This is a genomic window from Pseudomonas reidholzensis, from assembly GCF_900536025.1.
GTDB classification, from domain to species: Bacteria; Pseudomonadota; Gammaproteobacteria; order Pseudomonadales; family Pseudomonadaceae; genus Aquipseudomonas; species Aquipseudomonas reidholzensis.
On the sequence record NZ_UNOZ01000030.1, the window covers coordinates 145,933 to 172,878 of the forward strand.

Below are 26,946 nucleotides of genomic sequence, written 5' to 3' on the forward strand. Positions count from 1 at the left end.
CCATGTGGCTATTGGACGCCATCGCCCCGCAGAGGGTGCACTGAGCTGACGATTGGCCTCAGTGGGCCCGTGCCGCCTGCAACGCACCCTTGCGGGTCACGCGCAAGGCCACCAGGCTACCGACCACGATCAACCCGGCCAGCGAGTACAGCGCGGCATCGGTCGAGCCGGTCTGGTCCTTGATGAACCCCACCAGGTAGGGGCTGAGAAAGCCTGCCATCTGCCCCACCGAGTTGATCAGCGCCAGTCCCGCCACTGCGGCGCCGGCACTGAGCAGTGCGGTCGGCATTGGCCAGAACATCGGCAAACCGGTCAAGGCGCCCATGGTGGCGATCGACAGGCCCAGAATGGCAATCGTCGGGTTGGCGGCAAAGTTGACCGCGATCAGCAGGCCGATGGCGCCCATCAGCATCGGCACCACTAGGTGCCAGCGGCGCTCGTTGCGCAGGTCGGCCGAGCGCCCGACGAGGATCATGAACACCCCGGCCAGCAAATACGGAATGGCGCTCAGCCAGCCGATCAGCAGCGGGCTGTCGAAGCCCATGCCCTTGATGATCGAAGGCAGCCAGAAGTTGATCGCGTAGACCCCGCTCTGGATGCAGAAGTAGATGAAGCCGAACGTCCAGATCAGCGGGTTGCGCAGCACCGAGAGCACACTCTCGCCGGTGGTGACTGGCTTGCTGGCGGCATCGGCCTCGAGGTCGGCGGCGATCATCTGGCGCTCGGCCGCGCTCAGCCAGTCGGCCTTCTGGTAGCCGTCACTGAGCAGCTTGATGGCCAGCAAACCCAACACCACGGTCGGCAGGCCCTGGATCAGGAACAGCCATTGCCAGCCGGCCAAACCGTGCTGGCCGGCGGCGAAGTGCTGCAGGATCCAGCCGGAGAACGGCCCGCCGAGCAAACCGGAGACCGGGATCGCCGACATGAACAGGGCCATGATCCGGCCACGGCGGTCCGCCGGGAACCAGCGCGAAAGGTACAGCACCACGCCCGGGAAGAAGCCTGCCTCGGCGGCGCCGGTCAGCAGGCGCAGGGCGTAGAACTCGGTGGGCGTAGTGACGAACAGCAGGCAGGTCGAAAGGCTGCCCCAGGCGATCATCATCAGGGCGATCCAGCGCCGAGGGCCAAAGCGGTTGAGCGCCAGGTTGCTGGGCAGGCCGCACAACACGTAGCCGATGAAGAAGATCCCGGCCCCGAGGCCGTAGACGGTTTCGCTGAATTTCAGCGCGTCGAGCATCTGCAGCTTGGCAAAGCCGACGTTGACGCGGTCCAGGTAGTTGAACAGGTAGCAGATGAAAATGAACGGAATCAGCCGCAAGGTGATGCGCCGGTAGAGCGCGTTGCGGGTGATGTCGTGGCCTTGGTCAGGGGCAGGGCTGTGTGCCATGATCGTGATCTCTGTTGTTATGATTGTCGCCGCGTCGCCTGTGCCGGCGCTTGCCCTGACGAGTCTCGGGGACCGCAGCGCGGCTGTCTTTGTGCTTTCGCACAGCCAAGGCGGCCGACGGCTGTGCCTCGGCCCAAAGCCTACCACCGCAAGGACTGTTGAATGTTCGAACTGGACCATGACCTGGCGCAGGACATCGTCGACCGGGCGATGGCCATCCTGCCGTGCAACGTCAATGTCATGGACAGCCAGGGCCTGATCCTTGGCAGCGGCGAACCGGAGCGGATCAACACCCGCCACGAAGGCGCGCAACTGGTGTTGGCCAACGGTCGCATCGTCGAACTCGACGTCGACGCCGCCAAGTGCCTGAAAGGCGTGCAGCCTGGGGTGAACCTGCCGCTGATGCTCGACGGCCGGCTGATCGGGGTGCTCGGGCTGACCGGCGACCCGCAGCACCTGCGCACCTTTGGCGAGCTGGTGCGGATGACCGCCGAAATGCTCCTGGCCCAGCGCCATCTGCAGGTCGAGCAGCAATGGCGACGGCAGCGCTGCGATGACTTGCTGGCGCTGCTGCTGGGCAGCAGCGGTGACTCGCCGCGCCTCCTCGACGAAGCCCAGCAACTCGGCCTCAAGCCGCAACTGGCCCGGGTGCCGTGTCTGTTCGAGCTCGCGTCGGGGCCGCCGGCCGAAGCGCTGTCGGCCTGGCTGATGAGCCGCTACCCGGACAGCTGGTGCGTCAGCCCCGCGCGGCAATCGCTGCTGTGGTGCCGCCCGGCCGGGGTTGCGCTCGACGAGCTGCGCTTGCTCGAGCGGTTGCAGCGCCATGGCTGGCAGGTTCAGCGGGTGGCGTTGGGCCAGGCGACGCAAAGCCTGGAGCAGTTGCGCAAAGGCTACCGGCGGGTGCGCGACCTGCTCGCCTACGGGCGTGAGGTGCTGCCGGGTGAACAGGTGTTGAGCCTTGCCCGTTATCGCTTGCCGACACTGCTCTGGCGGCATCGCAACGACGATGCGCTGGATGAACTGCTCGAGCCCTTGCAGCGCATCCGCGCCAAGGATGCCAGCGGCCAGCTGCTGACTACGCTACGCGCCTGGTGCGCGCACGATGGCCAGAGCCAGGCCTGCGCCGACGCCCTGGGCATTCACCGCAACAGCCTGCGCTACCGGCTGGAGCGGATCGCCGAACTGGGCGAGGTGGACCCACAGCGGCTCGAAGGCATGCTCAGCCTGTACCTGGGGTTGCAGTTGATGCCGGTCGAGTAACCCGGCCCAGGCGTGGCGCACAGGCATATGCCCAAACACGCTGGCCCGCCTTTGTGCATCCGACCGAGGCCGCGGGCCTGCGCAGCTGTCAGCATGCGCCTATCTGGATCAGGAGAATCCCCATGAAAGTCGTTATCGCCCCCGATTCGTTCAAGGACAGCCTCGACGCTGCCGGCGTGGCCAAGGCCATTGCCCGCGGCCTGGCCGAAGTGTGGCCGGATGCCGAGTACCGCGAATGCCCCATGGCCGATGGCGGCGAGGGCACCATGGAGGCGATCCTGGCGGCCAGCCAGGGCGAGCTGCGTCGGCACACCGTGCGCGGGCCCTTGGGCCAACCTGCCGACGCCGGTTGGGGCTGGCTCGCCGACAGCCACACGGCGATCATCGAAATGGCCCAGGCCAGCGGCCTGCAGCTGCTGCCGACCGGCCAGCGTGACGCTTGCCGCAGCAGCACCTGGGGCACCGGCGAACTGATCGCTGAGGCGCTGGCCGCCGGTGCCCGACGGATCGTCCTGGCGATTGGTGGCAGTGCTACCAACGATGGCGGCAGCGGCATGCTGCGTGCGCTCGGCCTGCGCCTGCTGGACGCGGACGGGCAAGCGCTGGAGGAGGGCGGCCTGGCCTTGGCGCAACTGGCCCGCATCGATGCCAGTGGGCTTGACCCGCGCCTGGCCGACGTTCAGGTCGAGGTGGCGGCGGATGTCGACAACCCGCTGTGCGGCGCCAACGGTGCCTCGGCCATCTTTGGCCCGCAGAAGGGCGCCAGCCCGCAGCAAGTCCAGGCCCTCGACCACGCACTGGGCCACTTTGCCGACCTCTGCGCGGCCTTGCTCGGCGACGATGTGCGTGACTTCCCCGGGTGTGGCGCGGCGGGCGGCATGGGCTTCGCCGCCAAGGCGTTCTTGGGCGCGCGGTTCCGCCCTGGGGTGGAAGTGGTGGCCGAGCTGGCTGGCCTGGATGCGCTGGTGCAGGGGGCTGACCTGGTGATCACCGGTGAAGGCCGGTTCGACGCGCAGACCCTGCGCGGCAAGACCCCAATGGGCGTGGCGCGGGTCGCCAAGCGTCATGGCGTGCCGGTGGTGGTGCTCGCCGGGACCCTCGGCGAGGGTTACCAGCAGCTGTATGCGCATGGCATCGATGCCGCCTTCGCCCTGGCCAGCGGGCCGATGAGCCTGGAGCAGGCCTGTGCCGATGCGCCGGCCCTGTTGCAGGCGCGGGCCAGCGACATTGCCCGGCTCTGGCGCTGTGCCGGCAAGGCTCACGCCTGACCTTACCGTTCCAATTCGGCGCCCACGGCGGGCGCCGGTGCGAGCTGGCCCGCCAGCACCAGCATCGCCAATAATGCCGCGCCGACCCCGGCCAGCGGCAGATAAGCCAGGCCCACCTGGTCGATCAGCCAGCCACCCAGCCCGCCGCCCAGCGCCGTGCCGAGGTTGAACGCAGCGATGCTCAGCCCGGACGCCACCCCACTGGCCTGGGGTGCCAGCGTCTGCGCCAGATTGAGCAGGCGCAGGGTCGACAGGGTGACGATGGCGAAGAACACGGCCCCCAGCGCCCCGACCAGCACCAGGACCGCCCAGGGCGATTGTTTGAAGCTGTAGAGCAAGGCGAGGGTGGTGGCCAGCAGGGCCAGGGCCACCATCAGGCAGCGGCCTGGCTCGAAGCGGTCCGCCACATACCCCCCGAGCAGATTGCCGACCAAGGTGCAGCCGCCGAACATCAGCATGCCCAGGCCCAACAGCCGCAGCCCGCCCTGGGTGACGTCGAGCAGAAACGGCGACACATAGGTGAAGAACGAAAACACCGCCACGCTGACCAGCATGGCGATGCTCGCAGCCGCCAGCAAAGGCCGCTGCAGCAGCGCGCTCAACCCCGCCCTGCGTGCACCCGGCTGATCCGCCAGCGGCTGCGCCTGGCGTGGCATCAGCCGCAACAGCCCGAGCAGGCTGAACAGCCCCAGCACGCCGAGCACGACGAAGATCAGCCGCCACGACCAGAAGCTGCCCAGCACCGTGCCCAGCGGTACCCCCAACGCCAGCGACAAGGTAAGGCCGACCCACACCACCGACAGTGCCCGACCGCCACGCGACGGCTCAACCAGCTTGACCGCCACGTTGGACGCCACGGCCATGAACACCCCATGGGCCAGGCCAATCACGAACCGCACCAGGTGCAACGCCAGCAGTTGCTCCACGCTGGCCAGCAGCAGACTGCCCAGGGCGAGCACGGCGAGGGTCAGCAGCAGCACCGAGCGATCGCGCCAGGTCACCAGCAGCGCAGTCAGCAGCGGTGCGCCGATGGCGGCGCCCAGGGCATAGGCGGCGATGGCCGCACCGACGGCCGTGACCGGGCGCTGGAGGTCGTCGGCCATGGCCGAAACCAGCCCGGCGACGATGAATTCGGACAAGCCGAAGGTGAAGGTACAGAGGGAAAACACATAGATGACAATGGGCATTGCGGTATCCGATTCGTCCGTGATTGCGGCAGTGACTGAACTCAGTGGCGCTCAGTGTGCGCAGTGGGCGAACGGCTGGGAAATACCGAAAATGTCTTTGTCTGATATGCAGCGCTATCCCCGATGGCTGCGGGACCGGATACCTGGGCGGTGTTCAAACGCTGCCGTAAACCCCTGATTCAAGTGCGATTAATACTTTGCGACTATCACCGAGGGTCCGAAAAAAATATTTTACGCAAGCCTGCCGCTCGCCAATTCTCGTCGCGACTTATTGGAGAGGGGCGGGTCGATGTTGGTTCACACGGATAATGACTACGCAGTCGTAAGGGACGCCGAGGGCGAACTTCGACAGCAGGGCGAGCGACTGCCTGATCAGACTTTTTACACCGCCAAGTTGCAGGCGGCCTGGGAACGCGCTCGCAACAGCGCCTTCTATGCCGACCTCGGGCCCTTCAGCTTCACTGCATTCGAGCAACTGCCAGCCACCCCCAAGGCCAGCCTCAAGGCGCGGCCGCTGGACTTCTGCACGGTCAGCCTCGGCCAGGCCGCCAAGTACTACGCCACCACCGGCACCACCGGTGAGCCGACGCCGACACCGCGGCTCAAGCAAGACATCATCTGGAACGCCATCAGCGTTGCCAGCCACTGGCGCTCGGTGTTGCGCCCTGGCGCGCGGGTGGCCAACCTGATGCCGTCGGACATCGTCCCGGTCGGCGACCTGATCGCCAACGTCTGCGAGTACCTCGACGTCTCGCATGTGCGGTTGTACCCGTTCACCACCGGCATCACCGACTGGGAGCGGGTGTGCACGACGTTTGCCACCTACCAGCCGACGGTGCTGTTCATCGCCCCGGGGGTGCTGGTACAGCTGACCCGTTACCTCAAACAGCGCGAGATGCTCGACGGCTTCGCCCGCTCGGTGCGCTCGATCATGCTGCTCGGTGAGGTCAACACCCAGCCGTTTCGCCAGCGCCTGGCGCGCTGGTGGCAGTGCGAGGTGTTCGACGCCAGCTATGGCAGCACCGAGACCGGCACCCTGGCTGCGGTCGGCGAAGACCAGTGCATGCGCCTGGCCACCGCCACCAACTATTTCGAGCTGCTGTTGGCGGACGGTCGCCTGGTGCCGCTGGCCCGCGGCCTGACCGGTCGCCTTGTGGTCACACCGTTGAACCTGTACGCGCGGCCGCTGCTGCGCCTCGACACCGGCGACAGCGTGACCATCACCAGCGAGTGCAGTCCGGGCCAGGTCAACCCGACCCTGCTGGTCAACGGCCGTGACCACGACAGCATCGTCGTATCGGGTGTGGGTTTGGAAATCCGTGCCGTCGAGGAGGTGGTGTACGGCAATTGCGACGCCACCGGCTACATGATCGAAGTGGACCGCGACAGCGACACGGCGGCGTTGATCCTGGAGCGCGACGTGGTCTGGGACAACCAGCAGGAGGCCGACCTGCAACTGCGCCTGCAAGCGCAGTCCGAAGCGCTGATGCGCCTGCGCTGGAGCCGCATCCTGTTCGTCAACAACCTCTCCGCGCTGAACAAGAGCGGGGCCTCGCAGAAAAGCTGGAAGAAGACCAACCTGCGGTTCGTCGGGGGCCAGCCATGAGCCCGCGGCCACCGCAGCAAGCCCGCTTCCCGCAGGGTCGGGGCCTGGGCAATCACCAGCCAGACCTCTGGTGCACCTATGCGGCGATCCGCAGCCTGGCCTGGGTCGAGCGCCTGGCCAGCGCCGATGGCGTGCAACTGCAAGGCTACATCCAGTCGCGGCGCAACCGCGATGGCGGCTATGCCTGGAGCAAGGGCATGCCCTCCGATGCCTGGGCGACCTTCTATTGCACCGAAACCCTGAAGGACCTTGGCGCGCCGGTCGACCGCCGCGAAGCCACCGCCGAGTGGATTCACACACTGTTCGACGGTGCTGCCTACGCCATGTGCCCGGGGCAGACCGCCGACGCCTGGGCGACCCACTACGCGCTGCGCACCCTGATCGAGGTCTGCCAGGGCCAAGTGCAGGACCCCGAGGCCCTGTACGCCTGGCTCGAAGGCCTGCAATGCGCCAACGGCGGCCTGAGCTGGTCGGCCGACTTCGCCAGGCGCGACCTGGCCGACACCCGCGCCTGCTTCTATGGCGTGATGGCGGCGCGCGCGCTTGAGCGCGCCGGCAGGCCTGTGCCGAACTGGGACCGGCCGCGGCTGATCGGCTGGTTGCAGGCGCAACAGCTGGAGCAGGGCGGCTTTCGTTTCAGTGAAAGCGCCGACTCGCCATGCCTGTGGGCGACCTACCGGGCGACCGCCAGCCTGGCCGAGCTCGGCGCGCAGCCCGCAGACCGGCAGCGCTGCGTGCACTGGATCGAAGGCCTGCGTGGCCCAACGGGCGGTTTCGTGCGCTGGGACGGTTATGACGGTGAGGATGTCTGGGCCGTGTTCTGCGCCGTCGGCTCGCTCAAGGCACTGACGGCGCCGGTCGAGCAGTTGGCCGACGCCGTCGCGGCGTTCATCGCCCGTCTGGCGATGCCGCAGGGGGGCTACAGCTACCGTGAAGCCGCCGATGCGGCGGATGTCCTCAGCACCGCCTCAGGCGTGCTCGGCAATACCCTGACGGGCGCTGAGCGCGACGCCGCGGTGCGCTGGATCGAAGGCTGCCAGATGCCCAACGAAGCGGGGATCATGTACATGCCGGGGCGCGGCGCCGAAGTGCGCTGTACCGCCTGGGGCCTGGCGGCCGGGGCATTTGCCGATGCGCCACGGGCACGGCAGGCGATCGGCCACTGGCTGGCCTCGTTGCAGAACCCCGACGGCGGGTTCGGCTTCTGGGAAGGGCGTGGCTCGGACCTGGTTTCCACTGCCTCGGCCGTGGCGATCCTCGAGCATCTGGGCGACAGCGCCGGGGTGGCGCTGGACAGCCTGCAAGGCTTTGTCGCCAGTTGCCGCCGTGACGACGGCTACGCCGCCTACCCACGCGGCCAGGCGTCGCTGCGATCGGGCCTGCAGGCCCTGGCTTGCCTGGCCTACCTGGGCCATGAGGTGAAAACGCACGCTTCACGGCTGCTGGCCGCACACAAAGTGCGCCAAGGCGGTTTTGCCAATCAGGGCCAACGCATCCCCGACCTGCTCAGTACCTATCAGGCGGTCGCCTTGTCGCGCTCGCTCGACCTGCCCGTGGAGACCGCGCACCTGCGCTTCTTCCTCGACAAGGTGGGCACAGGGCAGGGCTTTGCCTGGTCGCCGCTGTACCTGGAAGGCCAGGACGCCATGTCGGCGTGCCTCGGTCGGCTGCTGCTGGCCTGGGTCGATGACCCCCGCGCGCCACTGCCCAACCTCTACCTGTCGTAAGGATCGCTCCATGCCAACCATCACCGTCGCCTGCGCGCCGCTGGCGCTCATCGAGCGCAAGCGCATCGCCCTGGGTTTTACCCGCGTGCTCAAAGGCCTGGGCGCCGACCCGGTGCACTGCATGGTGTTTTTCGCGCCGTTGCCGCTGGACTGCGTGTTCAGTGCCGGCATGCCCTTGCCGAGCATCGACCGCAATGGCCAACCGGCGCAATTCCACGTGCGCATCACCCTCTCCGAAGCGCGCGACAGGCTCGCGCAACAGGCCCTCGCCGACGGTTTGTACAACGGCCTGCGCGGCAGCTACAGCGAGGCATTCATCTATCTGCAATTCGACCCGATCGCGCCTGAACAGGTGTTCTACAGCGCGGGCGCGGCACTCATCAACGCAGGCTCTCTACAAGGAAGCACAGGCTCGTGAACACCCTTACCATTGAACAACGCATCCGCCAGACCCTCGAGCAACTGCTCGGTGCGGACGTCACCACGATCGACCGTCACGCGAGTTTCCGTGACTTTATCGGCGAGCGCTTCGACAGCCTGATGGCGGTCGAGGTGATCACGGCTATCGAAGGCTGCTTCGCCATCGAAGTGGACTACCTCAGCGACGACGTGCGCTTCTGGTTCGAAACCCTGGACAAGATGGAGCGCTTCGTCGCCCAGAAAGTCGAGGATCAACAGACTCTGCAGGCCAACGCGTGAGCGACGCGCGGCTGTTCCACACCTCAGGCTCGACCGGCGCCCCGCGCCAGTGGCTGCGCAGCCGTGAGCAGCTGGAGCGCGAGGCGCGGCTGATCTACCAGCGCTGGGCGCCGCAGGTCGGTGAGATCATCGCCTTTGCCCCGGCCAGCCACAGCTACGGGCAGATCCTCGGCGAAACCGCCGCGCGGGTACTGGGCGTGCCCGTGCAGTTCTGCTCGCTGGAACACCAGCAGCTGCCACAGCTGGACGGCCAGGGCCATTGCGTGATCCTCGCCATCGCCAGCACCTGGCGGTTGCTGCCGGCCGTGCTGGCGCGCCTGGCCGGGCGCCCGGTCGTGGTGCTGCACAGCGCGTCGCTGCTGCCGCCCGACGCACTGGCCACGGTGCACGTCCACGCCGGGCCGCAGGTGCGCTTCATCGAACTGCTCGGCGCCACGGAAACCGGCGCCATGGCGTTTCGTGAACTGGACGCGGCAAGCGACGCCGAGCAGCCCTGGACCCTGCTCGAGGATGTCGAGTTGCTGACGCCGCTTGGCCAGCCGGCGCAGCTGGAAGTCGCCAGCTCGCGCATCGCCATCGAGCACGGGCAGCGCCGCGCCGCGCCCAGCCACCGCTGCGACGACCTGGTCGAGCCCTTGGACGCACGCCGCTTCCGCTGGCTGGGCCGGGCCAGCAGCCTGATCAAGGTCAACGGCGTGCGCCTCGACCTGGCCAGGCTGGCCAGCGCGCTGGGCGCCCACCTTGGCTGCCCGTCGCTGGCCTGTGTGCCGGTGGGCGACGCCCTGCGCGCCGAGGCCTACCACGTGCTGTTCAGTTCCACCGGGTTGACCGAGCGCGAGGTGCTGGCCGGGTTCAGCGCCTTGCCGCCCGGCACCCCCCGGCCGGTCGCGGTACGCCGCGTCGACCAGCTTCCCCTGTCTGCCACTGGCAAGCCGCAACCCTGGGCGGCTTCACTCACTGTCAAGGAATACACCGATGTCCCCTGCTAGCACCCAAGATGCCATCAACCGCTACCTCGCCACCTGCGGCGCCGAGCCGTCCTGCGGGCAGGCCCAGCCCGATTACCTGGCGCTGAGCCTGCGTGAACGGCATGCGCGCCTCGAAGCCAACCCAGCCCTGGCCGCCGAATGGGCCGCGCAATACGCGCAATGGCACGAGCACGCCGACCAGCACTACCGCTGCCTGGTCAGCACCCGGCCCGTGCAGGCGCCGTGGTACCGCCTGGGCGTCAAGGACACGGTCGACGTCGCCGGCCTGCCGACCCGGCTGGGCCTGCGCAGCTACCGCCACTATCCGGCGCGCAGCGCCGAGGCGCTGACCTGGCTCGACCCGCGTGTCGGGCTGACCTGCAAGGTCACCACCACCGAGCTGAACATCGCCTTTGGCGGTGGCTGCCGCAACCCGCGCTTCCCAAGCATCGATGCGTCCGGCTCGAGCACCGGTTCCGCGGTGTCGGTCGCGGCGGGGCTGTGTGATATCTCGCTGGGCACCGATGTGCTCGGCTCGGTGCGCTGGCCGGCGTCGCATTGCGGCATGGTCGGCCTGCGCATGACCCACAAGGCCGAGAGCCTGGCCGGGGTGTTCCCGCTGTCGCCGCGCATGGACGCCCTGGGTTGGGTGGCGCGCAGCGCCGACGACCTCGAGTTCATGTTGCCGCTGCTGGGCATCGAAGGCTTGCTCGGTGAGCAACAGCCGCTCAAGCAACACTACCGGGTCGGTTTTCTGGCGCATGTGCATGAGCCGGGCCTGACCAGTGCGCAGATGCTCGGCATGCTCGGCCAGGTGCGCGACGCCATGACCGAACTGGGCATGGCCCAGGCCGAGGTCGAGATGCCTGAACTGTGGGCCAGCCGCGGCGACGCCTGGCAACTGTGCGCCCGTGATGCCTGGCTGGCATCGGCCGCCTGGCAGCAGGCGTTCGACTGCGAGCTGCACTGGTCGACGCGCAGTGCGCTGGAGGTCGGAGCGGGCGTGAGTGACAGCGAGTACCAGCGCATTCAGCAGCGCATGGACCAGGTCCGCGCCGGCATCGATGGCTGGTTCGACGCAGCACAGGTCGACTTCGTGGTGTTCCCCATGGACCCCAACCGGCCGTTCGACCGGCGCAATCCGCAACCCGGTGACTCGACCATCCCGTCGCCGGCCGACAGCGACTACGCGCAGAAGATCAGCTTTACCCCGCTGGCCAGCTTCAGCGGGTTGCCGGCGATCACCGTGCCGATCACCCAGAGTACCGATGGCAAGGCCGCGCTGGCGGTGCAGATCATGGGCCGGCGCGACAGCGAGCGGCAGTTGCTGGACATCGCCAAGCGCCTGCAGGCGCGCGTTGGCCAGGTACCAGCCGATCACCAGGGCGAGTAGGAGCAGCGAGCATGTGTGGAATTACCGGTTGGGTGGACTTCACCCGCGACCTCTTGCAAGACCCCAACGCCCTCGGCGCCATGACTGCGACCCTGGCCCTGCGCGGGCCGGATGCCAGCGGTAGCTGGCGCCATCGGCACGCGTTGCTCGGCCACCGCCGGCTGGCGATCATCGACCTGGCCGGCGGCGTGCAGCCGATGACCTACCAGTTTGCCAACGGCGAGCAGGTGGCCCTGGTGTACACCGGCGAGGTCTACAACCACGACGCCTTGCGCGAGCGCCTGCGCCTGGCGGGCCATCAGTTCCAGACCCGCAGTGATACCGAGGTGGTGCTGCACGCCTACCTGGAGTGGGGCGAGGACTGCTGCGAATACCTCTCGGGGATGTTCGCCTTCGCCGTGTTCGACAGCCGCGACGGGCACTTCCTGCTGGTTCGCGACCGCCTTGGGGTCAAGCCGCTGTATTACGCCCGGCAGGGCCAGGGGCTGCTGTTCGGCTCGGAGATCAAGGCGATCCTGGCGCACCCGGAGTTTACCGCGGCACTCGACGTGGTCGGCCTGGTGGACGGCCTGAGCCTGTCCCGGGCCACCGCGCGCACGCCGTTCAGGGGCATCAGCGAGCTGCCGCCGGGGCATCGGTTGTCGTGGCGGCCACAGGGCCAGGTCAAGCTCAGCCGCTACTGGCAGCTGCGTCGGCGCGCGCACGAGGACGACACGGCCAGCACCGTGCAGCGGACTCGCGAGCTGCTCGGCAAGGCGTTGGGCGAGCAGTTGTACGCCGACGTGCCGGTCTGTTCGCTGCTGTCCGGCGGGCTCGACTCGACCATCCTCACCGCCATGGCCCAGCGCAAGCTGCGGGCGGAGCAGGGCGGCACGGTCAATTCGTTCTCGGTGGACTTCGTCGGCCAGGCCGAGCAGTTCCAGGGCGATGCGTTCCGCCCCGAGCGCGACGAGCCTTACGCCCTGGCCGCGGCCGAGCACATTGGCAGCCAGCACCAGACCATCCTCATCGACAACCGCGAGCTGATCGCCGACCCGGCCCGCGAGGCGGTGTACCGGGCCAACGACTCGGCGGCCACCTTCGGCGATGTCGACACCTCGCTGTACCTGCTGTTCAAGGCCATCCGTGGGCACTCGACGGTGGCCATCTCGGGCGAAGCGGCCGACGAGGTGTTCGGCGGCTATGCGTGGTTCCGTGACCCGCAGGCGATCGCCGCGCCGCGCATGCCGTGGTTGTCGCGCATGCAACTGCTGCAGCCCGAGCTGATCAACCCCGACTTCAACCGCCAGTGCGACTTCGCGGCCTACCAGGACAGCGCCTACCACCAGGCCCTGGACCGCGTCGAGCACCTGCCCGGCGACAGCCCGCAAGAGCGGCGCATGCGTGAGTTCAGCCACCTGCACCTGCAGCACTGGCTGCCGATCCTGCTCGACCGCAAGGACCGCCTGAGCATGGCCGCCAGCCTCGAGGTACGGGTGCCCTACACCGACCATGAACTGGTGGAGTACGTGCACAACGTGCCGTGGGCGATCAAGGGCAAGGATGGCCAGGAGAAGTGGCTGCTCAAGCAGGCCTGCGCCGACCTGCTGCCGGCCTCGGTGCTGGAGCGCAGGAAGAGCCCGTACCCGACCTCGGCCAACCTGGCCTACGAGCGCTTCCTGCGGGCGCGTGCCCAGCAACTCCTGGGCACGCCGGACAGCCCGGTGTTCGCGGTCATCGAGCGCGGCCGCCTGGCCGCGCAACTGAACCAGCCAGAGGGGTACTTCAACTCGCAGCTGCGCCGCAACAACCTGGAGACCGCCCTGGCCCTGGACGCCTGGCTGCGGCTGTACGGGCTAGCGGTGTAGCTCGCGCCGGACGATGTCTTCCTGGGTCGCGAGGTCCAGGAGGGTGTCGCTGAAGCGCTTGGGCGCGCCGAAGTCGAGCATCGAAATGAAGCTGCCCAGGGCCGGCGAGGCGTTCTGGCTGTTCCAGTTCATGTACAGGCCCATGCTCGGGTTGGCCTGCTCGTTGACCGGGCGGATCGGGCGGAACAGCACCCGGTCGCGCAGGGTCGAGTGAGCAATCGACTCCGGCACCAGCGCCACCCCGAAGCCACACGCGACCAGGCCGATCAGGGTATGGATCTGCGCAGCCTCCTGCACCACCCTGGGGTAGAAACCGGCCGCCTCGCACAGCGCCATCAGCTGGCTGAAGTAGCCGTTGCCCAGGGCCTGCGGGGTAAACACGAAATCCTCTTCGGCAAAATCGCGCAGGTCGACCATCGACTGCCGGGCCTTTTCATGATGGGCCGGCAACGCCATGACGATCTGCTCGTTGAGGATCAGCCGCGACTCGATGATGTCCGGCGGCATCGGCAGCTTGCGCATGAAAGCGATGTCCGCTTCACCCGCCATCAACGCCGTGGCCTGCGACGCCGAGGGCATCTCGCGGATGGTCAGCTTGACGTTGGGGTAGGTCGCACGAAAGCGCCGCAGCGAATTGAGCAATGACTCGTAGTAGGCGATGGAAATCGCCGTGATGGTCAGTTTGCCGCAGACCCCTTCGGAGACATTGCGCGCGTACTCGATGCCCTGTTCCAGCTCCTTGAGGGTGCGGTAGGCGGTTTCCAGAAAGGCCATACCGGCCGCCGTCAGCTTGACCCCGCGCTTGTTGCGCAAGAACAGGCTGAAACCGAGTTTTTCCTCGAGTCGGTTGATCGCTTGGCTCAGGGGCGGTTGGGCCATGTGCAGGCGGATGGCTGCCTTGTGAAAGTGCAGCTCCTCGGCCACGGCGATGAATTGCCTGAGCAAACGTGTCTCGATCATTTTCATTCCTTCATCGAGTCGGACTGGTGCGAGGGTCAGGGCGGACGCCTGTGATGCCTGCAAGCGCGCCATCATAGAGCCTGACTCGACGGCGCAGAAGCCTCTAGAACGCGGCTTTGCCTATCTGAATGCACAGCTTGCGGTGGCTGGAACACGCAAACGGTCAGCTTCGGTGATATCCAGGAGATATCAAGGTTGCATGCTTTTAGTATTAAGTCATTGATTTTTTTATTGTTATCGTTTGTGAATGAGAATCGGGGGGGATTCGACGATGCCATTCACGAACAAAGTCGCCATTGTCACCGGCGGTGGCCAGGGCCTGGGGCTCGATTATGCCCGCGCCTTGCTTGCCCGCGGCGCGCGCGTGGTGATCAGCGACCTGGGCACCGACCGGGCCGGCGAGGGTGCCGACCAGGCGCTGGTCGAGCAGGCAGTACTCGCCTTGCAGGCCCAGGGCGGCGACGTGGTTGCGCATATCGGCCGGCTGGATGACGAGCCCGGCTGCCAGCAGCTGGTCGAACTGGCCATCGAGCGCTTCGGTGCACTGGACATCCTCATCCACAATGCCGGCTGGGTCGGTTACCAGGACATCGAAGACCAGCAAGAGGCGTTTCTCGAGCGCGCCCTGGGGATCAGCGTGCACGCTCCGGTGTGGCTGGCCAAGCATGCCTGGAAGCACCTCAAGCGCTCGACTGCGCCGCGCATCGTGCTGACCACCTCCGACCGCGCCATGTACCAGCGCTACGCCCAGCCGGGGCTGGTGGCCTATGCGGCGGGCAAGATGGCCCAGGTCGGCATCATGAACGCCTTGAGCATGGAAGGCCTGGAACACGGCATCCTGGTCAACGCCATCTCGCCGGTGGCCAAGACCCGCATGTGGGGCGTCAGCCAGCCGACGGAAGACCTCAAGCCCGAGTGGGTCACGCCGGGCCTGCTCTACCTGGCCAGTGACCTGTGCCGCGACACCGGGTTCATCCTGCGCGCCGCCAACGGCCAGTTCACCGCCACGCGCTTCTGCGAGAACAGCGGTGTCACCTATCCGCGTGATCTGGCCCGGGTCCGCGCGGCGAGCCTGAACGAAGTGGCCGAGCGCTGGAGCCGCATCAAGGAATGCCACTACCTGCCGACCAAGGTTGCCCGCACCCGCGCCGACCTGGGCGAGAGCCCGGTGTGGGATGCGCATAACGGCGTGCTGTATTTCGTCGACATTTCCGGTGGCCGGATCAACCGCCTGAACCCTCAGGGTGAAGTCGACCGGGTCTACGAGTCGGCTGCGCGCATCGGTGCCCTGGCGCTGACCGACCGCGGCAACCTGATCTTTACCGAGGACCTCAGCACGGCGTTGCTCGACGTCGCCGAGGGCAAGGTGCGCCAGTACTCGGCGGCGCTCAATCACCGTTCCAGCTATCGCTTCAACGACGGCGCCTGCGACCCCCAGGGCAACTTCGTCACCGGTTTGATGGACGAGGGGCCGAGCGGCAAGACCGGCGCCTTGTACCGCTTCGATTCCGAGCTGCACGCCGAAGTCATCCAGCGCAACCTGTCGCTGCCCAATGGCCTGGCCTGGTCCGAGGACGGCCAGACGCTGTTCTTCGTCGATTCGGTCGCGCGTTCGATCCTGCGGGCCGACTACGCGCCGGACGGCACCCTGGGGCCGGTCACGCTGTTTGCCGAAACCCCCGCCGAACTCGGTCGCCCGGACGGTATCGCGCTGGACCGTGAGGGCGGCCTGTGGGTCTGCCAGTTCAATGGCAGCTGCCTGCTGCGTTATGACCGCAACGGGCACCTGAGCGATCAGGTGCTGATGCCGGTGCCGCGCCCGACCAGCTGCTGCTTCGGCGGCGAAGGCCTGGATACGCTGTACATCACCACCGCGCGGTTCGGCATGACGCCGGCGCAACTGCTCGACTATCCGGATGCCGGTGACCTGTACATGATCCGCCCGGAGGTGCCCGGCGTCGCCCGTCACCCGTTCAGGGAATAAGGCTGCGTTCCTGGCCCGACGGCAATACCGCCAGGTCGCCAAAGCGCTGCGCTGCATCGATGTAGCGCAGCGCTGACTTGGCGTCCTTCCAGCCGATGTAGCTCATCAGTGACTTCAGCTCCCAGCCGTTGGCCGTGGCCCAGGTGGCAAAACCGCGGCGCAACGAGTGCCCGCTGTACAGCGCCGCCGGCACTCCGGCGCGCTCGAGCATGCCGCGCAGCAGCGCCACCAGGCTGTTGCTGTTGAGCGGCGCCTGGCCCAGGTTGCCCCAGCGGTCGAGCTTGCGAAACACCGGGCCGTGGGCGATCCCGGCCACTTCCAGCCATTGCAGGTAGGCCGTGACCGGGCACAGCGCCTTCAGTGCCGGGGTGCGGTGCTGCACGCCCAACGCTTCGCGGTCGCCCTTGCTGCGCGGCAGGAACAGGGTCAGGCCGACCCCGGCCTCGGCCTGGATATGCTCGATGCGCAGGCGCGCCAGTTCATCGCCGCGCAGGCCGCGCCAGAACCCCAGCAACAGCAGCGCGGTGTCGCGCCGGGCGCGCAGCAGGGTGGCCAGGTCGTGCTGCTGCTGGGCCTGCAACGCCTCTTGCTCGAAGCGCGCGACGGCGGTCTGCAGGTGTTGCAGCAGGAGTGGGGCGGCTTGCTTGGGCGGTGCCGGGTGCAGGGTACGGATGCCGCGCAAGACCTGGCGCACCAGCGGCGCCTTGGTCGGGTCGGGGAAGCCCTGGCTGACGTGCCACTGGCTGAGTGCCGCCAGGCGTTGGCGCAAGGTGCTCACGGCGTGCTGCTCGGCGTGCTCGACCAGGTAGCGGGCAATACTGTCGGCAGTGGCCGGCAGAAAGCCGCCCCAGCGCACCTCGAAGTGTTCGATGGCGGCCTGGTAGCTGCGCCGGGTGTTGTCGCGGGTGGCGGCGCGGACGTAGCGCTCGATGTCGGTCATGGGGTCGATGCAGCAGTGGTTCGAGGTGACACGATAAACCAGCTGGGCGCGGCTGGCGATCAGCCGCTGAACGGCGCCCGTGCCTGCACGCTGTCGGCCACCACCTCAGCGGTGTCGGCGCGCAGGATCGCCACGCGCTGGCGTTCGTACTCTTCGTGGGTCAGGCCTTGGCGCGCCAGCGCTTCGAGTTGCAGCTGGCGCGTCTCCTCGGCGGTGTAGGGGCGCAGTTCCGGATGATTGGCACAGCCGCTCAGTACGGTAATGGCGGTGGCGATCAGGGCAGCGAGTACCAGGCGGGCTGTGGTGTTCATCGGGAGGTCTCCTTGAGTCCGGGGATTCGTGTGTGTCGAATCGATGGAGCAAGGTTATGCGCCGGCCTCCTTCAGCAGAAATTGCCCGTGTCGATAGTGACTATCGGCGTGGCCGGATGCCTGGGCGTCAGGCATCGATCACCAGGCGCGCACCGCGACAACCCGAGACGCACGGCGCGATCCATTCACCGCTGGTGCGCTGCGCCTCGCTCAGGCATTCATCGCGGTGTTCGGGGTCGCCCTCGATGACCCGGCTGACGCAGGCGCCGCAGATGCCCATGCCACAAGACACGGGCAGCGCCACGCCGGCCCTGGCCGCGGCCTGCATCAGGCTCTCACCGGCGTTGACCCGGACTTCGCAGCCGGTGCGCTGCAGCACCAGCGTGCAGCCTTGCGCGGCGGGCACGGCGGCGACCGCGGGCTGGAAGTGCTCACGGTGCAACGCGTCGGCCGGCCAGCCATGCGCCAGGGCGGTCTGTTGCACGCAGTCCATGAACCCCGCAGGGCCGCAGCAATACACGCTGGCGTGGGCTTCACGGGTCGACAACCGCTGGCCCAGGCATTCGGCGATCTGCGGCGCGCGCAGGCCGCTGTACCACTCGATGCCCGCGTCCAACGGTTGCAGCAGGGGCAGCGCTTGGGCATCGCGGCTGAAATACAGCAAGCGCACTGGGCGACCCTGGCGCTGACAGGCGCGGTACATGGGCAGCAGCGGCGTGATGCCGATGCCGGCCGCGACCAGGGTCACCGGGCCGTCGCCGGGTTGCACGGCAAACAGGTTGCGCGGCGGGCCGACCTCGATCCGCGCGCCCAGGCGCAGGTGCTCGTGCAGCCACTGCGAACCGCCACGCGAAGCGGGCTCGCGCTTGATGCCCAGGTACACGTGGCCGTGCTCGGGCAAGCTGACCACCGAGTACTGGCGCACCACGCCATTGCCCAGGCGCAGGTCGACGTGGGCGCCTGGGGTCCAGCTGAAGGGCAGGGCGGCGTTACCCGGCAGGGCCAGTTCGACCCCGAGCACGTCGGCGGCCTCCAGGCGCAAGGCGCGTACTTGCAGCGATGTCCAGCTCATGCACGCACCCCCGCCGCCTGTTGCAGGCGCAGCACGGCGGCGCGCGCCTGGTGGCCCAGTTCGGCCAGGTCGACCCCCGCCATCACGTCGTTGTCCACGCTCAGGCGCCCGCCGACCAACAAGGCGCGCAAGGTCGGCCGCCCGCCACTCACCACCGGTGCGATGCCCAGGTCATGCAGGCCAAAGTGGCGCGGCTGGTCGAGCCGGTAGATTGCCAGGTCGGCGGCCATGCCCACCTGCAGCGTCCCCAGCCCGTCCAGCCCGAGCACCTGCGCGCCGCCAGCCGTGCCCCAGCGCACCACGTCTTCGACGCTGGCGGCATGCGCACCGCCCTCCTGCTCGCCGCCGGCATGGCGGGGCAAGGCCCGTTCGCCGGCCTTGGCCCGTTGCAGCAGCCAGGCGGCGTGGGTTTCGCTGAGCATGTCGCAGGCTTCGTTGGACGCCGCGCCATCGACGCCGATCGAGATCGGCATGCCCGCGGCTTCCATGGCGACGATATCGGCAATGCCGCTGCCCAGCCGGCCGTTGCTCTGCGGGCAGTGGGCGATGCCGGTGCCGGTGGCGCCCAGCAGGCGGATCTCTTCGCTGCTGAGCTTGACCAGGTGGGCGAACCAGACGTCCGCGCCGAGCCAGTCGTGCTCGGCGCAGAAGGCCACGGGCGACAGGCCATGGCGGCTGTACACCTCGTTCTGGTACTCGACGGTCTCACTCAGGTGGCTGTGCAGGCGGATACCCATCCGCCGTGCGGCGCGGGCCGTCTCGCGCAGGTGCTCGGGGGGCATCGAGTACGGCGGGCTGGTCGGCGCCATCACCACCCGTCGCCAGGCATCGGCGGCCGGGTCATGGTAACGGCGCACCAGCCGCTCGACGTCGTCGAGGTACTGCTCGAGGGTCTCTGGCCCGGCGCAGGCACTGCCCTCGGCCTGGCGCGCCTGGGTTGCGCCACCGCGGCAGAGGACAAAACGCAGGCCCAGGCTTTCGGCCTCCTCGAACAGGATCTGCGCGCTGTCGAAGGGCATGCCGGGCAGGTACAGGTAATGGTGGTCGGCGACGGTGCTGCAGCCCGAGCGCGCCAGCTCGACCAGGCCGACCCGCGCCGCCAGGCGGAAGCTCTGTTCGTCGAACAGCCCACGGTAGCGATACGGCACCGCCCCCAACCAGGCGCCGAGGCTCTGGTCGATGCCGGCGGGGATACCCTTGAGCAGCGACTGGAACAGGTGATGGTGGGTGTTCACCCAACCGGGATAGACCACGCAATCGGTGGCGTCGATCAGCCGTTCACCCGGCAGCGGTTGCAAACTGCCGAGGGCGGCGATACGGCCCGCGGTAATGCGGATGTCGGGCCCGGCATGGCGGGCAGCGTCGCCGCGCAAGCCGGTGAGGATGGCGCTGGTGTTGCGGATCAGCCAGCTGTCGCACTGTGTCATGTATGCCTCCAGGCGCCGCGGGAGGCGGCGCTGCAAAGTTCGGGTCAGCCCAGTTCGCTTTCATGCCAGTGGCGCAGGCTCAGCCGGGCCAATACGGCCATCAGGCTGAACAGCGCCACGCCGGTCAGGGCGATCAGCACCAGGGCGGCGAACAGCCGGGGAATGTTCAGTTGGAAGCCCGCCTGCAGGATCTGGTACGCCAGCCCTGCGCCGGTGCCCCCGGTGCCGGCAACGAACTCGGCCACCACCGCGCCGATCAAGGCCAGGCCGCTGGCGATCCGCAGCCCGGCGAAAAAGCACGGCAAGGCACTCGGGATGCGCAGGCGCAACAGCACTTGCCAGCGGCTCGCGCGGTTCAGGCGGAACAGGTTGAGCAGCCCGGGGTTGACGCTGCGCAGCCCCAGCACGGTGTTGGCGATCACTGGGAAGATCGCCACCAGGGTGGCGCAGATCACCAGGGCCAGCGTGGTGTCGCTGCACCAGATGATGATCAGCGGCGCGATGGCCACCACCGGGGTCACCTGCAGCAGGATCGCGTAGGGGAACAGGCTCGCTTCGAGCACTCGGCTCTGCACGAAGACGAACGCCGCCAGGGTGCCGATAAGCACCGCGAGGGCGAACGACAAGAAGGTGATCTTCAAGGTCATCCACAACGCGCCGAGCAACAGCGGGCCATCGCTGATCAACGTTCGGCCGATGTCGGCGGGCGAGGGCACCAGGTACACCGGCACTTGCCAGGCGATGCACGCAAGCTGCCAGAAACCGAGCAGCACCGCGCCCACCAGCAGCGGCGAGGCGATGCGCAGTACCGCGGGGTGGCGCAACCAGGGCGTAGAGGTTTGGCTCATGATCAGGCTCTCAGGAAGGCTCGCCATTGGCCTGGGCCAACAGCCGGGACAGGTGCGCGCACTGCGCGATGAACTCAGGCGAGGTGCGGAACGCCTCGTCGCGCTGCAAGGGGCCGTCGACCGCCACGTCGGCGATCACCCGCCCCGGCCGGGCGCCCATCACCACCACCCGCGACGACAGGTACACCGCCTCGAAGATGCTGTGGGTGACGAACACCACGGTCAGGTCGCGCCCGGCCCAGAGCTGGCGCAGGTCGCTGTCGAGCTTGTTGCGGGTGAACTCGTCGAGGGCGCCGAACGGCTCGTCCATCAGCAGCAGGTTGGGCTCGGTGGCCAAGGCCCGGGCGATCGAGGCGCGCATCTGCATGCCGCCGGACAGCTCGCGCGGGTACACCGCGGCGAACTGGCCGAGGCCGACCAGCGCCAGCGCTGCCTCGACCTTGGGTTGGCTGAGCGCCTTGGGCACGCCCGCCAGGTCCAGCGGCAAACGCACGTTGTCCTCGACCTTGGCCCAGGGCATCAGGGTCGCCTCCTGGAACACCATGGCCAGGCTGCGACCGGCGCGCGAGTCGCCGTCCGGGGCGTCCTTGCCCCACCAGCGGACATGGCCGGCGGACGGCTGTTCGAGGCCGGCGAACATTTTCAGCAAGGTGCTCTTGCCGCAGCCCGACGGGCCGAGCAGCGAGACGAACTCGCCGCGCTGGATCGCCAGCTTGACCCGGCTCAAGGCATGGGTGCCGTTGCTGTAGGTCTTTTCCACCTGATTGGCGAACAGCGGGGTGTCCAGGCCAACGGCGTCGAGGGTCGGCAGGGCCTGCGGCTGGGCACCGGCGCGGGATAGGGTGTGCATCAACATAGCGCTCTCCCCGTGGGTCATGAGCGGTGGTGTGTGCCCCGGCGTACCGGGGTGCTGATAAACCGGCGGTCAGTGGCTGTGGAACACTTCGCTCTCGCCATGCGCTTCGAGCAGGCCCAGCAGTTGCCGGCGGATCACCAGCCCGGGCTTGTCCGACGGCATGTGCAGCTCGACCCGGCGGCGCGTATCGACACAGGCATCGGGGTCGGTGGCCTCGAGGATCTCGCGGTCCTCGGCGGTGATCGCCGCGTCCCAGTCGATCAGCGCCTGGGTCGAGCAGTGTTCCTCGCTGTCGTTGCGGTACAGCCACTGCACCAGCATCAGCCGGCCGTCGTCGATCGGCGTGGCACAGTTGTAGATGATGTGGTGGATGCCGCTGTCCGGGTACATGCAGCCAAAGCGCCGGGAGAACGGCAGGTAATAGCGGTTGACCAGGTGGCGCTCGGTGATCGGCGCAGTGCTGCCGGTGATCCGGAAGCTCGCTTCGGGGTTGCGGATCGGCACGCGGGTTTCGGCTTCGAAGCCGTAGTCGGTTTCGCGAAATTCATAGCTGGCCGGTTGCGGCTGGTCGAACAGGCCGAAGTTGGCCTTGTGCACGAACGAGAAGTGCGAGTTGTCAAAGGAGTTCTCCATGACCCGCAGCGGGCTGGTCTGCCACTCTTCGTAGAACTGGAAGATGCGCCGGTAGCCAGCGGCGCCGTCTTCGGGGAAGTCAGGGATCGGCTGCAGCGGGTCGTCGAGGGCGACCCAGGCATAACCGTACCGGGCCTGGCAGTGATAGGCCTTGACGGCCGCGCCGGGCGGAATGGCGCCGCTGGGGTTCTGCGGGATCTTCACGCAGGTGCCGCTGCAGTCGTACTCCCAGCCGTGGTAGCCGCAGGCGATATTGCCGTCTTCGCTGACAAAGCCCTTGGACAGCTTGGCGGTGCGGTGGCAGCAGCGGTCGCGCATGGCGACCGGGGTGCCATCGGGGCGCTTCCACAGCACCAGGGCCTCACCCAGCAAGGTGAACGGCTTGGGCCCGTCGTCCAGGGCGGTCATGGGCAGCAGGGCGTACCAGAAACGGCGCAACACAGGTTGTTTGGTGACCAACATGATCAGGTGTCCTCACGGCATCGAGTATTGTTATGGGATCCAGCGGCTGGCGGCTTGCTCGGCGGCGGGGAGCACCCGCAGGCCTTGCACGAAGCGGGTGGTGTAGGCCTGCTGCCACGGCGCGGCGGCGCCGAGCAGGCCGGCTGCGACCATGAAGTCGCGGGTCGCCTGCCAGCGGGCGTCGGTCATGGTGCCGATGCCTTGGGTCGCCGCGTCGCCTCCACTGACCAGGCGGTATTGCTTGAGGGTCGAGACGCCCCAGGCGAGCAGCTCGTCGCTCATGTTGGGGTTGTCGCGCTTGATCAGCGCGTTGCCGGCGGTGGGGTCTTCGAGGTAGCGCTTCCAGCCTTCGAGCGAGGCGCGGACAAACCCGGCGACGCGCTCGGGGTGTTGCGCGATCAGGTCCTGGCGGGTGGCGATCGTGGAGCCGTAGGGCGGGTAGCCGGCATCGGCGAAGAGAAAGAAGTGGGGCTGCTTGCCGGCCTTGATCGCCTGGTACAGCTCGGAGCTGGCGTAGGCCTGCTGGGTGGTGTCGGCGCCGGCCAGGAACGGCTGCAGGTTGAAGGTGTAGGGCCGCGCCTGGTTGTCCTGCAGCTGGTATTTACCCTTGAGCCACGGCCACCAGGTTTGCTGGCCCGAGGTCGAGACCAGTACCGACTTGCCGGCCAGGGCGTCCAGGCCACTGACGTCGGCGTGGGTCATCAGGCCTTGCGGGTCACCCTGGAACGGCGCCGCGACGGCGACCACCGGCAGGCCTTGCTCCACGCTCTTGAGGATCTGCAGGTCATAGTTGACGATGAAATCGGCTTGCTTGCTGACCAGCAACTGCATGCCGTTGACCTGCGGGCCGCCCATGCGGATGGTCACATCCAGGCCTTCCCTGGCGTACAAGCCATCGGCGAGGGCCTGGTAGAAGCCGCCTTGTTCGGCTTGGGCATACCAGGAGGTCAGCAGGACCACGGGCTCATTGGCCAGTGCCGCCGGCGATGCAGCGAGCAGGCCGGGGAGCACTGCCGCGGCCAGCAGCGAGCGCAGCGGCCGAGTCAAGACAAAGCGGGTCTTCATGATTGTTCTCTCCACCTCGATTCGAAAATCGCCGGGTGCCGTTCCAGCACCCCAGCGCGGGGCCGGGCGGAGATCGAACGTGGGGAGAGAGAGGGCGCGCAGGGCTCGGATGTGAAATCACGGCTGACACTTCTCTTTTGCCCGTGGCCGTCAGGCCGCGTTCAAACATCCGCTCGGATGTACGCCCAATCAAAGGCGCAAGAGCAATGCCCCATGCCATGGCTGGCACTGACCGCTTCTACTCGGCAGGAGACAAAGCCAGAAGCGTGCCAGGTTTGCCCGGCCGCTGTATCCAGGCCGATGCGGCGCTGCCTGGGGCGGGCAGGGCCCTGGCAGTGAGTCGAGAAGGTGCACGATCGTGCAGCTAGGCGCTAATAAAGTGCGCAATGTTTGAGGTTCACGGTATTCATTGAGGCTGCATATTGCTCACAATCCGCGTGCAAGCTTGTGTTCTATCAGTTGGCACGCACCCTGCTAGTGCTGAGGTGAGTAGAAGCGGTCAGTGCCACGAAACGGCATGGGACATTGCTCTGGCGGCATCACGCCGCACACCCGGCAAGGGTGCGCCCCGGTGGTAGACGGGGTCAGAGGAGAGGTCTGTCCGCTGCATTCCTTGCTGGTGATTCTCACCGACCTAGACCCAAGGGATGCACATGAAACTGACCCCTCTTGCCTGGCTGTGCCACAGCCTCCTGCCACTCTGCGCCCTGGCCAGCACCGGCGCCCAGGCGGCCCCATGGCTGTGGAGCGACAACAGCCTCAGCTACCTGTACGGGCACAACTACAAAGTCGATGGCACCGGCAACGACATCCAGCAGACCGTGACCTTCGAACATGCCAGCGGCTGGCGCTGGGGCGATGTGTTCCTGTTCGTCGACAACAAGTGGTCCAACGGGCTGTCCGGCAACGACGGCCACACCTACTACGGCGAGTTCTCGCCGCGCCTGTCGCTGGGCAAGATCAGCGGCCAGGACCTGCGCTACGGCATTGTCAAGGACGTGCTGATCGCCGCCACCTACGAGCGCGGCGAAGGGCGCAACCGCAAGTACCTGCTGGGCCCGGCGGTGGACCTGGCGATCCCGGGTTTTGACCGCTTCTCGCTGAATACCTACTACCGCAAGCCCGACGGGATCACCGGCAAGGCGTCCGGGCAGTGGCAGATCAACCCGACCTGGGCCATGACCATCCCCCTGGGCCGCTCGGACATCCTCTTCGATGGCTACCTGGAGTGGTACGTCAACGATGTCGGCCGCAAGGGCACGGCGAACTACGTGGCGAAGAGTTTCCACTTCAATCCGCAGATCAAATACGACGTCGGCAAAGCGCTGGGGCAAACGCCAAAGCGGTTCTACGCAGGGATCGAGTGGGATTACTGGTCTGACAAATACGGCATCGAAGACAGCCCGGGCTTCCCCACCGACCAGAACGCCGTGAGCGCCTTGCTCAAGGTCCATTTCTAAGCGCAAACGCCTGCTGCCACAGCGCGCCATCGGTCATGCCAACGAGCCGATCGCGCGCTGCCTGCCAGTCCCCATCCCCCCCACGCTCGACCCGTCGATAAGAAAAACCGATATCCCCTTAAGGATTTCCCAGAGGCGCCCTGGGCGTGCCCGGCTTTAGAGTCTGCGCACGCTCACGGGCAGCCTGTCGCTGCTTGCTGTTGGGCATCCCTACAAAAATAACAAGGTGCGAGCATGACGAACGAAACGGTCGACATCAAAGCGTGGATCGACAGCCGGCCCGTGGGCCGGCATCAGTGGCTGATCATGGGGTTGTGTTTTCTGGTGGTGTTGTTCGATGGTTTCGACGTGGCGGTCATGGGCTTTGTCGCCCCCTCGCTGATCCAGGAGTGGGGCCTGTCGCGCGCGGCGTTCGGCCCGGTGATGAGCGCCGGGATGGTCGGGCTGGCGATTGGCGCCTTGACTGCGGGGCCCTACGCCGACCGGCTGGGGCGCAAGAAGGTGTTGCTGATCGCGGTGACCGGGTTCAGCGTACTCAGCCTGGCCTGTGCGTTCGCCCGCAACCCCTATGAACTGGGGATACTGCGGCTGCTGACCGGCATCGCCCTGGGCGCGGCCCTGCCGAATACCACCACGCTGCTGTCGGAATACCTGCCCGAGCGTAACCGCGCGCTGTTCATCACGATCATGTTCACCGGGTTCAACATGGGCTCGGGGCTCGGCGGCTTTCTCGCCGCCTGGCTGATCCCTGCCCACGGCTGGCACTCGGTGCTGCTCGCAGGCGGAATCATGCCGTTGCTGCTGCTACCGTTGTTGTGGTGGCTGCTGCCGGAATCGGCGCGCTTCCTGGCCGCCCGCAACGCGCCGGCGCAGGTGATCGCCCAGGTGCTGAACAAGCTGGGCGGCACCTTCAGCGCGGCCACCCGGTTTGTCGTGGCGCATGCCCAGGCGCAGCACAAAGCGCCCCTGAGCCTGCTGTTCAATGGCCAGTTCCGCTTCGGCACGCTGGCGCTGTGGGCCACCTACTTCATGGGCCTGCTGGTGACTTACCTGACCATGGGCTGGATGCCGACCCTGCTGCGCGACGCTGGCTTGTCCATCGAGCGCGCCGCGACCATCACCGGGCTGTTCCAGATTGGCGGCACGGCGGGCGCGATCGCGGTGGGCTGGGCGATGGACCGGCACAACCCCAACCGGGTGATCGCCAGCGCGTACGTGCTGGGCGGCGTGTGCATCCTGCTGCTCGGGGCGATCAGCCTGGAGTCGAGCCTGCTGGCGCTGGGCGTGCTCGCCGCCGGGTTCTGCATGAGTGGCGCGCAGACCGGCCTCAACGCCTTCGCGCCGAGCTATTACCCGACCGATTGCCGCGCCACCGGGGTCAGCTGGATGCTCGGTATCGGCCGCTTCGGGGCCATATTCGGCTCCTTGATCGGCGGCGCGGTGTTGAGTGCCGGCCTGGGCATGTCGACCTTGTTTACCGTGCTGAGCGTACCGGCGTTCTTTGCCGCGCTGGCCATCCTGGCCAACGGCCACGCCCGGCGCAGAGGCAACCACAGCGCCCTGGTGCACTGACTTCTTCGATAAAG

The 26,946-nt window shown here is 67.4% G+C and carries 23 protein-coding genes and 1 pseudogene; 13 read left to right on the forward strand and 11 right to left on the reverse strand.

From position 1 onward, the window contains the following. Positions 1 to 58 precede the first annotated feature (58 nt). On the reverse strand, positions 59 to 1,387 hold the full coding sequence (locus CCOS865_RS20265; RefSeq protein WP_119144127.1) for an MFS transporter: 1,329 nt from the start codon (positions 1,385 to 1,387) through the stop codon (positions 59 to 61). 162 nt (positions 1,388 to 1,549) lie between these two features. On the opposite strand from CCOS865_RS20265, the gene CCOS865_RS20270 reads away from it, so the two are divergent. Both CCOS865_RS20270 and CCOS865_RS20275 read left to right on the forward strand, forming a co-directional pair. Beyond that, the gene (locus CCOS865_RS20270) at positions 1,550 to 2,647 is read left to right on the forward strand and encodes a sugar diacid recognition domain-containing protein (RefSeq protein ID WP_119144129.1); all 1,098 of its coding nucleotides are present in this window, start codon (positions 1,550 to 1,552) and stop codon (positions 2,645 to 2,647) included. Between the two features lie 122 nt (positions 2,648 to 2,769). Continuing rightward, positions 2,770 to 3,915: a glycerate kinase gene (locus CCOS865_RS20275; protein WP_119144131.1), complete on the forward strand. Its 1,146-nt coding sequence runs from the start codon at positions 2,770 to 2,772 to the stop codon at positions 3,913 to 3,915. A gap of 2 nt (positions 3,916 to 3,917) precedes the next feature. Here CCOS865_RS20275 and CCOS865_RS20280 read toward each other — a convergent pair whose 3' ends face one another. Further along, entirely contained in the window at positions 3,918 to 5,102 is a 1,185-nt protein-coding gene (locus CCOS865_RS20280; protein ID WP_119144133.1) for an MFS transporter, read from the reverse strand. A gap of 289 nt (positions 5,103 to 5,391) precedes the next feature. On the opposite strand from CCOS865_RS20280, the gene CCOS865_RS20285 reads away from it, so the two are divergent. The 7 genes from CCOS865_RS20285 to asnB are packed head-to-tail and all read left to right on the forward strand — an operon-like array spanning position 5,392 to position 13,342. Next, complete coding sequence (locus CCOS865_RS20285; protein ID WP_119144135.1) at positions 5,392 to 6,708, forward strand: phenylacetate--CoA ligase family protein; 1,317 nt, start codon at positions 5,392 to 5,394, stop codon at positions 6,706 to 6,708. Beyond that, a complete protein-coding gene (locus tag CCOS865_RS20290; RefSeq protein WP_119144137.1) occupies positions 6,705 to 8,435 on the forward strand; it encodes a prenyltransferase/squalene oxidase repeat-containing protein in 1,731 nt (576 codons plus the stop codon). Before CCOS865_RS20285 ends, CCOS865_RS20290 begins: the two co-directional genes overlap by 4 nt. A 10-nt stretch (positions 8,436 to 8,445) precedes the next feature. Beyond that, positions 8,446 to 8,853 carry a hypothetical protein gene (locus tag CCOS865_RS20295; protein WP_119144139.1) on the forward strand — a complete coding sequence of 136 codons (408 nt, stop codon included), beginning with the start codon at positions 8,446 to 8,448 and terminating at the stop codon, positions 8,851 to 8,853. Continuing rightward, the gene (locus CCOS865_RS20300; RefSeq protein WP_119144141.1) at positions 8,850 to 9,134 is read left to right on the forward strand and encodes an acyl carrier protein; all 285 of its coding nucleotides are present in this window, start codon (positions 8,850 to 8,852) and stop codon (positions 9,132 to 9,134) included. Before CCOS865_RS20295 ends, CCOS865_RS20300 begins: the two co-directional genes overlap by 4 nt. Continuing rightward, complete coding sequence (locus CCOS865_RS20305) at positions 9,131 to 10,123, forward strand: acyl-CoA synthetase family protein (RefSeq protein WP_119144143.1); 993 nt, start codon at positions 9,131 to 9,133, stop codon at positions 10,121 to 10,123. Before CCOS865_RS20300 ends, CCOS865_RS20305 begins: the two co-directional genes overlap by 4 nt. Beyond that, positions 10,110 to 11,495, forward strand: a complete 1,386-nt coding sequence (locus CCOS865_RS20310) for an amidase family protein (RefSeq protein WP_119144145.1) — start codon at positions 10,110 to 10,112, stop codon at positions 11,493 to 11,495. Before CCOS865_RS20305 ends, CCOS865_RS20310 begins: the two co-directional genes overlap by 14 nt. Before the next feature lie 11 nt (positions 11,496 to 11,506). Continuing rightward, positions 11,507 to 13,342, forward strand: coding sequence for an asparagine synthase (glutamine-hydrolyzing) (gene asnB / locus CCOS865_RS20315; RefSeq protein ID WP_119144148.1), 1,836 nt, complete (start codon positions 11,507 to 11,509; stop codon positions 13,340 to 13,342). Here the strand turns inward: asnB and CCOS865_RS20320 are convergent. Further along, complete coding sequence (locus CCOS865_RS20320; RefSeq protein WP_119144150.1) at positions 13,331 to 14,302, reverse strand: LysR family transcriptional regulator; 972 nt, start codon at positions 14,300 to 14,302, stop codon at positions 13,331 to 13,333. The genes asnB and CCOS865_RS20320 overlap by 12 nt on opposite strands. Before the next feature lie 271 nt (positions 14,303 to 14,573). Between CCOS865_RS20320 and CCOS865_RS28470 the strand changes: the two are divergent. Next, positions 14,574 to 15,182: pseudogene (locus CCOS865_RS28470) on the forward strand (SDR family NAD(P)-dependent oxidoreductase); the annotation flags it as partial. A gap of 51 nt (positions 15,183 to 15,233) precedes the next feature. Next, positions 15,234 to 16,286: an SMP-30/gluconolactonase/LRE family protein gene (locus CCOS865_RS28475; protein ID WP_244216162.1), complete on the forward strand. Its 1,053-nt coding sequence runs from the start codon at positions 15,234 to 15,236 to the stop codon at positions 16,284 to 16,286. Here the strand turns inward: CCOS865_RS28475 and CCOS865_RS20330 are convergent. From CCOS865_RS20330 to CCOS865_RS20365, 8 genes are all read right to left on the reverse strand, one after another. Further along, positions 16,276 to 17,226 carry a site-specific integrase gene (locus CCOS865_RS20330; protein ID WP_119144154.1) on the reverse strand — a complete coding sequence of 317 codons (951 nt, stop codon included), beginning with the start codon at positions 17,224 to 17,226 and terminating at the stop codon, positions 16,276 to 16,278. The genes CCOS865_RS28475 and CCOS865_RS20330 overlap by 11 nt on opposite strands. A 59-nt stretch (positions 17,227 to 17,285) precedes the next feature. Further along, positions 17,286 to 17,537: a P-loop NTPase family protein gene (locus CCOS865_RS20335; RefSeq protein ID WP_119144156.1), complete on the reverse strand. Its 252-nt coding sequence runs from the start codon at positions 17,535 to 17,537 to the stop codon at positions 17,286 to 17,288. A gap of 127 nt (positions 17,538 to 17,664) precedes the next feature. After that, positions 17,665 to 18,609, reverse strand: coding sequence for a PDR/VanB family oxidoreductase (locus CCOS865_RS20340; RefSeq protein WP_119144158.1), 945 nt, complete (start codon positions 18,607 to 18,609; stop codon positions 17,665 to 17,667). Further along, positions 18,606 to 20,036, reverse strand: a complete 1,431-nt coding sequence (locus CCOS865_RS20345; protein ID WP_119144160.1) for an amidohydrolase family protein — start codon at positions 20,034 to 20,036, stop codon at positions 18,606 to 18,608. Before CCOS865_RS20345 ends, CCOS865_RS20340 begins: the two co-directional genes overlap by 4 nt. Positions 20,037 to 20,080: 44 nt before the next feature. Then, positions 20,081 to 20,809: an ABC transporter permease gene (locus CCOS865_RS20350; protein ID WP_341868398.1), complete on the reverse strand. Its 729-nt coding sequence runs from the start codon at positions 20,807 to 20,809 to the stop codon at positions 20,081 to 20,083. An 85-nt stretch (positions 20,810 to 20,894) separates the two neighbouring features. Continuing rightward, complete coding sequence (locus tag CCOS865_RS20355; protein WP_119144164.1) at positions 20,895 to 21,740, reverse strand: ABC transporter ATP-binding protein; 846 nt, start codon at positions 21,738 to 21,740, stop codon at positions 20,895 to 20,897. Positions 21,741 to 21,809: 69 nt separating this feature from the next. Then, on the reverse strand, positions 21,810 to 22,835 hold the full coding sequence (locus CCOS865_RS20360; protein ID WP_119144166.1) for an aromatic ring-hydroxylating dioxygenase subunit alpha: 1,026 nt from the start codon (positions 22,833 to 22,835) through the stop codon (positions 21,810 to 21,812). 30 nt (positions 22,836 to 22,865) lie between these two features. Beyond that, a complete protein-coding gene (locus tag CCOS865_RS20365) occupies positions 22,866 to 23,900 on the reverse strand; it encodes an ABC transporter substrate-binding protein (RefSeq protein WP_119144168.1) in 1,035 nt (344 codons plus the stop codon). A gap of 653 nt (positions 23,901 to 24,553) precedes the next feature. Between CCOS865_RS20365 and CCOS865_RS20370 the strand changes: the two genes are divergently transcribed. Next, positions 24,554 to 25,360, forward strand: a complete 807-nt coding sequence (locus CCOS865_RS20370; protein ID WP_119144846.1) for an outer membrane protein OmpK — start codon at positions 24,554 to 24,556, stop codon at positions 25,358 to 25,360. A gap of 234 nt (positions 25,361 to 25,594) precedes the next feature. Continuing rightward, positions 25,595 to 26,932, forward strand: a complete 1,338-nt coding sequence (locus tag CCOS865_RS20375) for an MFS transporter (protein WP_119144170.1) — start codon at positions 25,595 to 25,597, stop codon at positions 26,930 to 26,932. The last annotated feature ends 14 nt before the right edge of the window (positions 26,933 to 26,946 follow it).

Bases quoted from the DNA above. Each gene is read 5' to 3' on its own strand.
- CCOS865_RS20265 (WP_119144127.1), bottom strand. From the start codon at position 1,387: ATGGCACACAGCCCTGCCCCTGACCAAGGCCACGACATCACCCGCAAC.
- CCOS865_RS20270 (WP_119144129.1), top strand. From the start codon at position 1,550: ATGTTCGAACTGGACCATGACCTGGCGCAGGACATCGTCGACCGGGCG.
- CCOS865_RS20275 (WP_119144131.1), top strand. From the start codon at position 2,770: ATGAAAGTCGTTATCGCCCCCGATTCGTTCAAGGACAGCCTCGACGCT.
- CCOS865_RS20280 (WP_119144133.1), bottom strand. From the start codon at position 5,102: ATGCCCATTGTCATCTATGTGTTTTCCCTCTGTACCTTCACCTTCGGC.
- CCOS865_RS20285 (WP_119144135.1), top strand. From the start codon at position 5,392: ATGTTGGTTCACACGGATAATGACTACGCAGTCGTAAGGGACGCCGAG.
- CCOS865_RS20290 (WP_119144137.1), top strand. From the start codon at position 6,705: ATGAGCCCGCGGCCACCGCAGCAAGCCCGCTTCCCGCAGGGTCGGGGC.
- CCOS865_RS20295 (WP_119144139.1), top strand. From the start codon at position 8,446: ATGCCAACCATCACCGTCGCCTGCGCGCCGCTGGCGCTCATCGAGCGC.
- CCOS865_RS20310 (WP_119144145.1), top strand. From the start codon at position 10,110: ATGTCCCCTGCTAGCACCCAAGATGCCATCAACCGCTACCTCGCCACC.
- asnB (WP_119144148.1), top strand. From the start codon at position 11,507: ATGTGTGGAATTACCGGTTGGGTGGACTTCACCCGCGACCTCTTGCAA.
- CCOS865_RS20320 (WP_119144150.1), bottom strand. From the start codon at position 14,302: ATGATCGAGACACGTTTGCTCAGGCAATTCATCGCCGTGGCCGAGGAG.
- CCOS865_RS20330 (WP_119144154.1), bottom strand. From the start codon at position 17,226: ATGACCGACATCGAGCGCTACGTCCGCGCCGCCACCCGCGACAACACC.
- CCOS865_RS20335 (WP_119144156.1), bottom strand. From the start codon at position 17,537: ATGAACACCACAGCCCGCCTGGTACTCGCTGCCCTGATCGCCACCGCC.
- CCOS865_RS20340 (WP_119144158.1), bottom strand. From the start codon at position 18,609: ATGAGCTGGACATCGCTGCAAGTACGCGCCTTGCGCCTGGAGGCCGCC.
- CCOS865_RS20345 (WP_119144160.1), bottom strand. From the start codon at position 20,036: ATGACACAGTGCGACAGCTGGCTGATCCGCAACACCAGCGCCATCCTC.
- CCOS865_RS20355 (WP_119144164.1), bottom strand. From the start codon at position 21,740: ATGTTGATGCACACCCTATCCCGCGCCGGTGCCCAGCCGCAGGCCCTG.
- CCOS865_RS20360 (WP_119144166.1), bottom strand. From the start codon at position 22,835: ATGTTGGTCACCAAACAACCTGTGTTGCGCCGTTTCTGGTACGCCCTG.
- CCOS865_RS20365 (WP_119144168.1), bottom strand. From the start codon at position 23,900: ATGAAGACCCGCTTTGTCTTGACTCGGCCGCTGCGCTCGCTGCTGGCC.
- CCOS865_RS20370 (WP_119144846.1), top strand. From the start codon at position 24,554: ATGAAACTGACCCCTCTTGCCTGGCTGTGCCACAGCCTCCTGCCACTC.
- CCOS865_RS20375 (WP_119144170.1), top strand. From the start codon at position 25,595: ATGACGAACGAAACGGTCGACATCAAAGCGTGGATCGACAGCCGGCCC.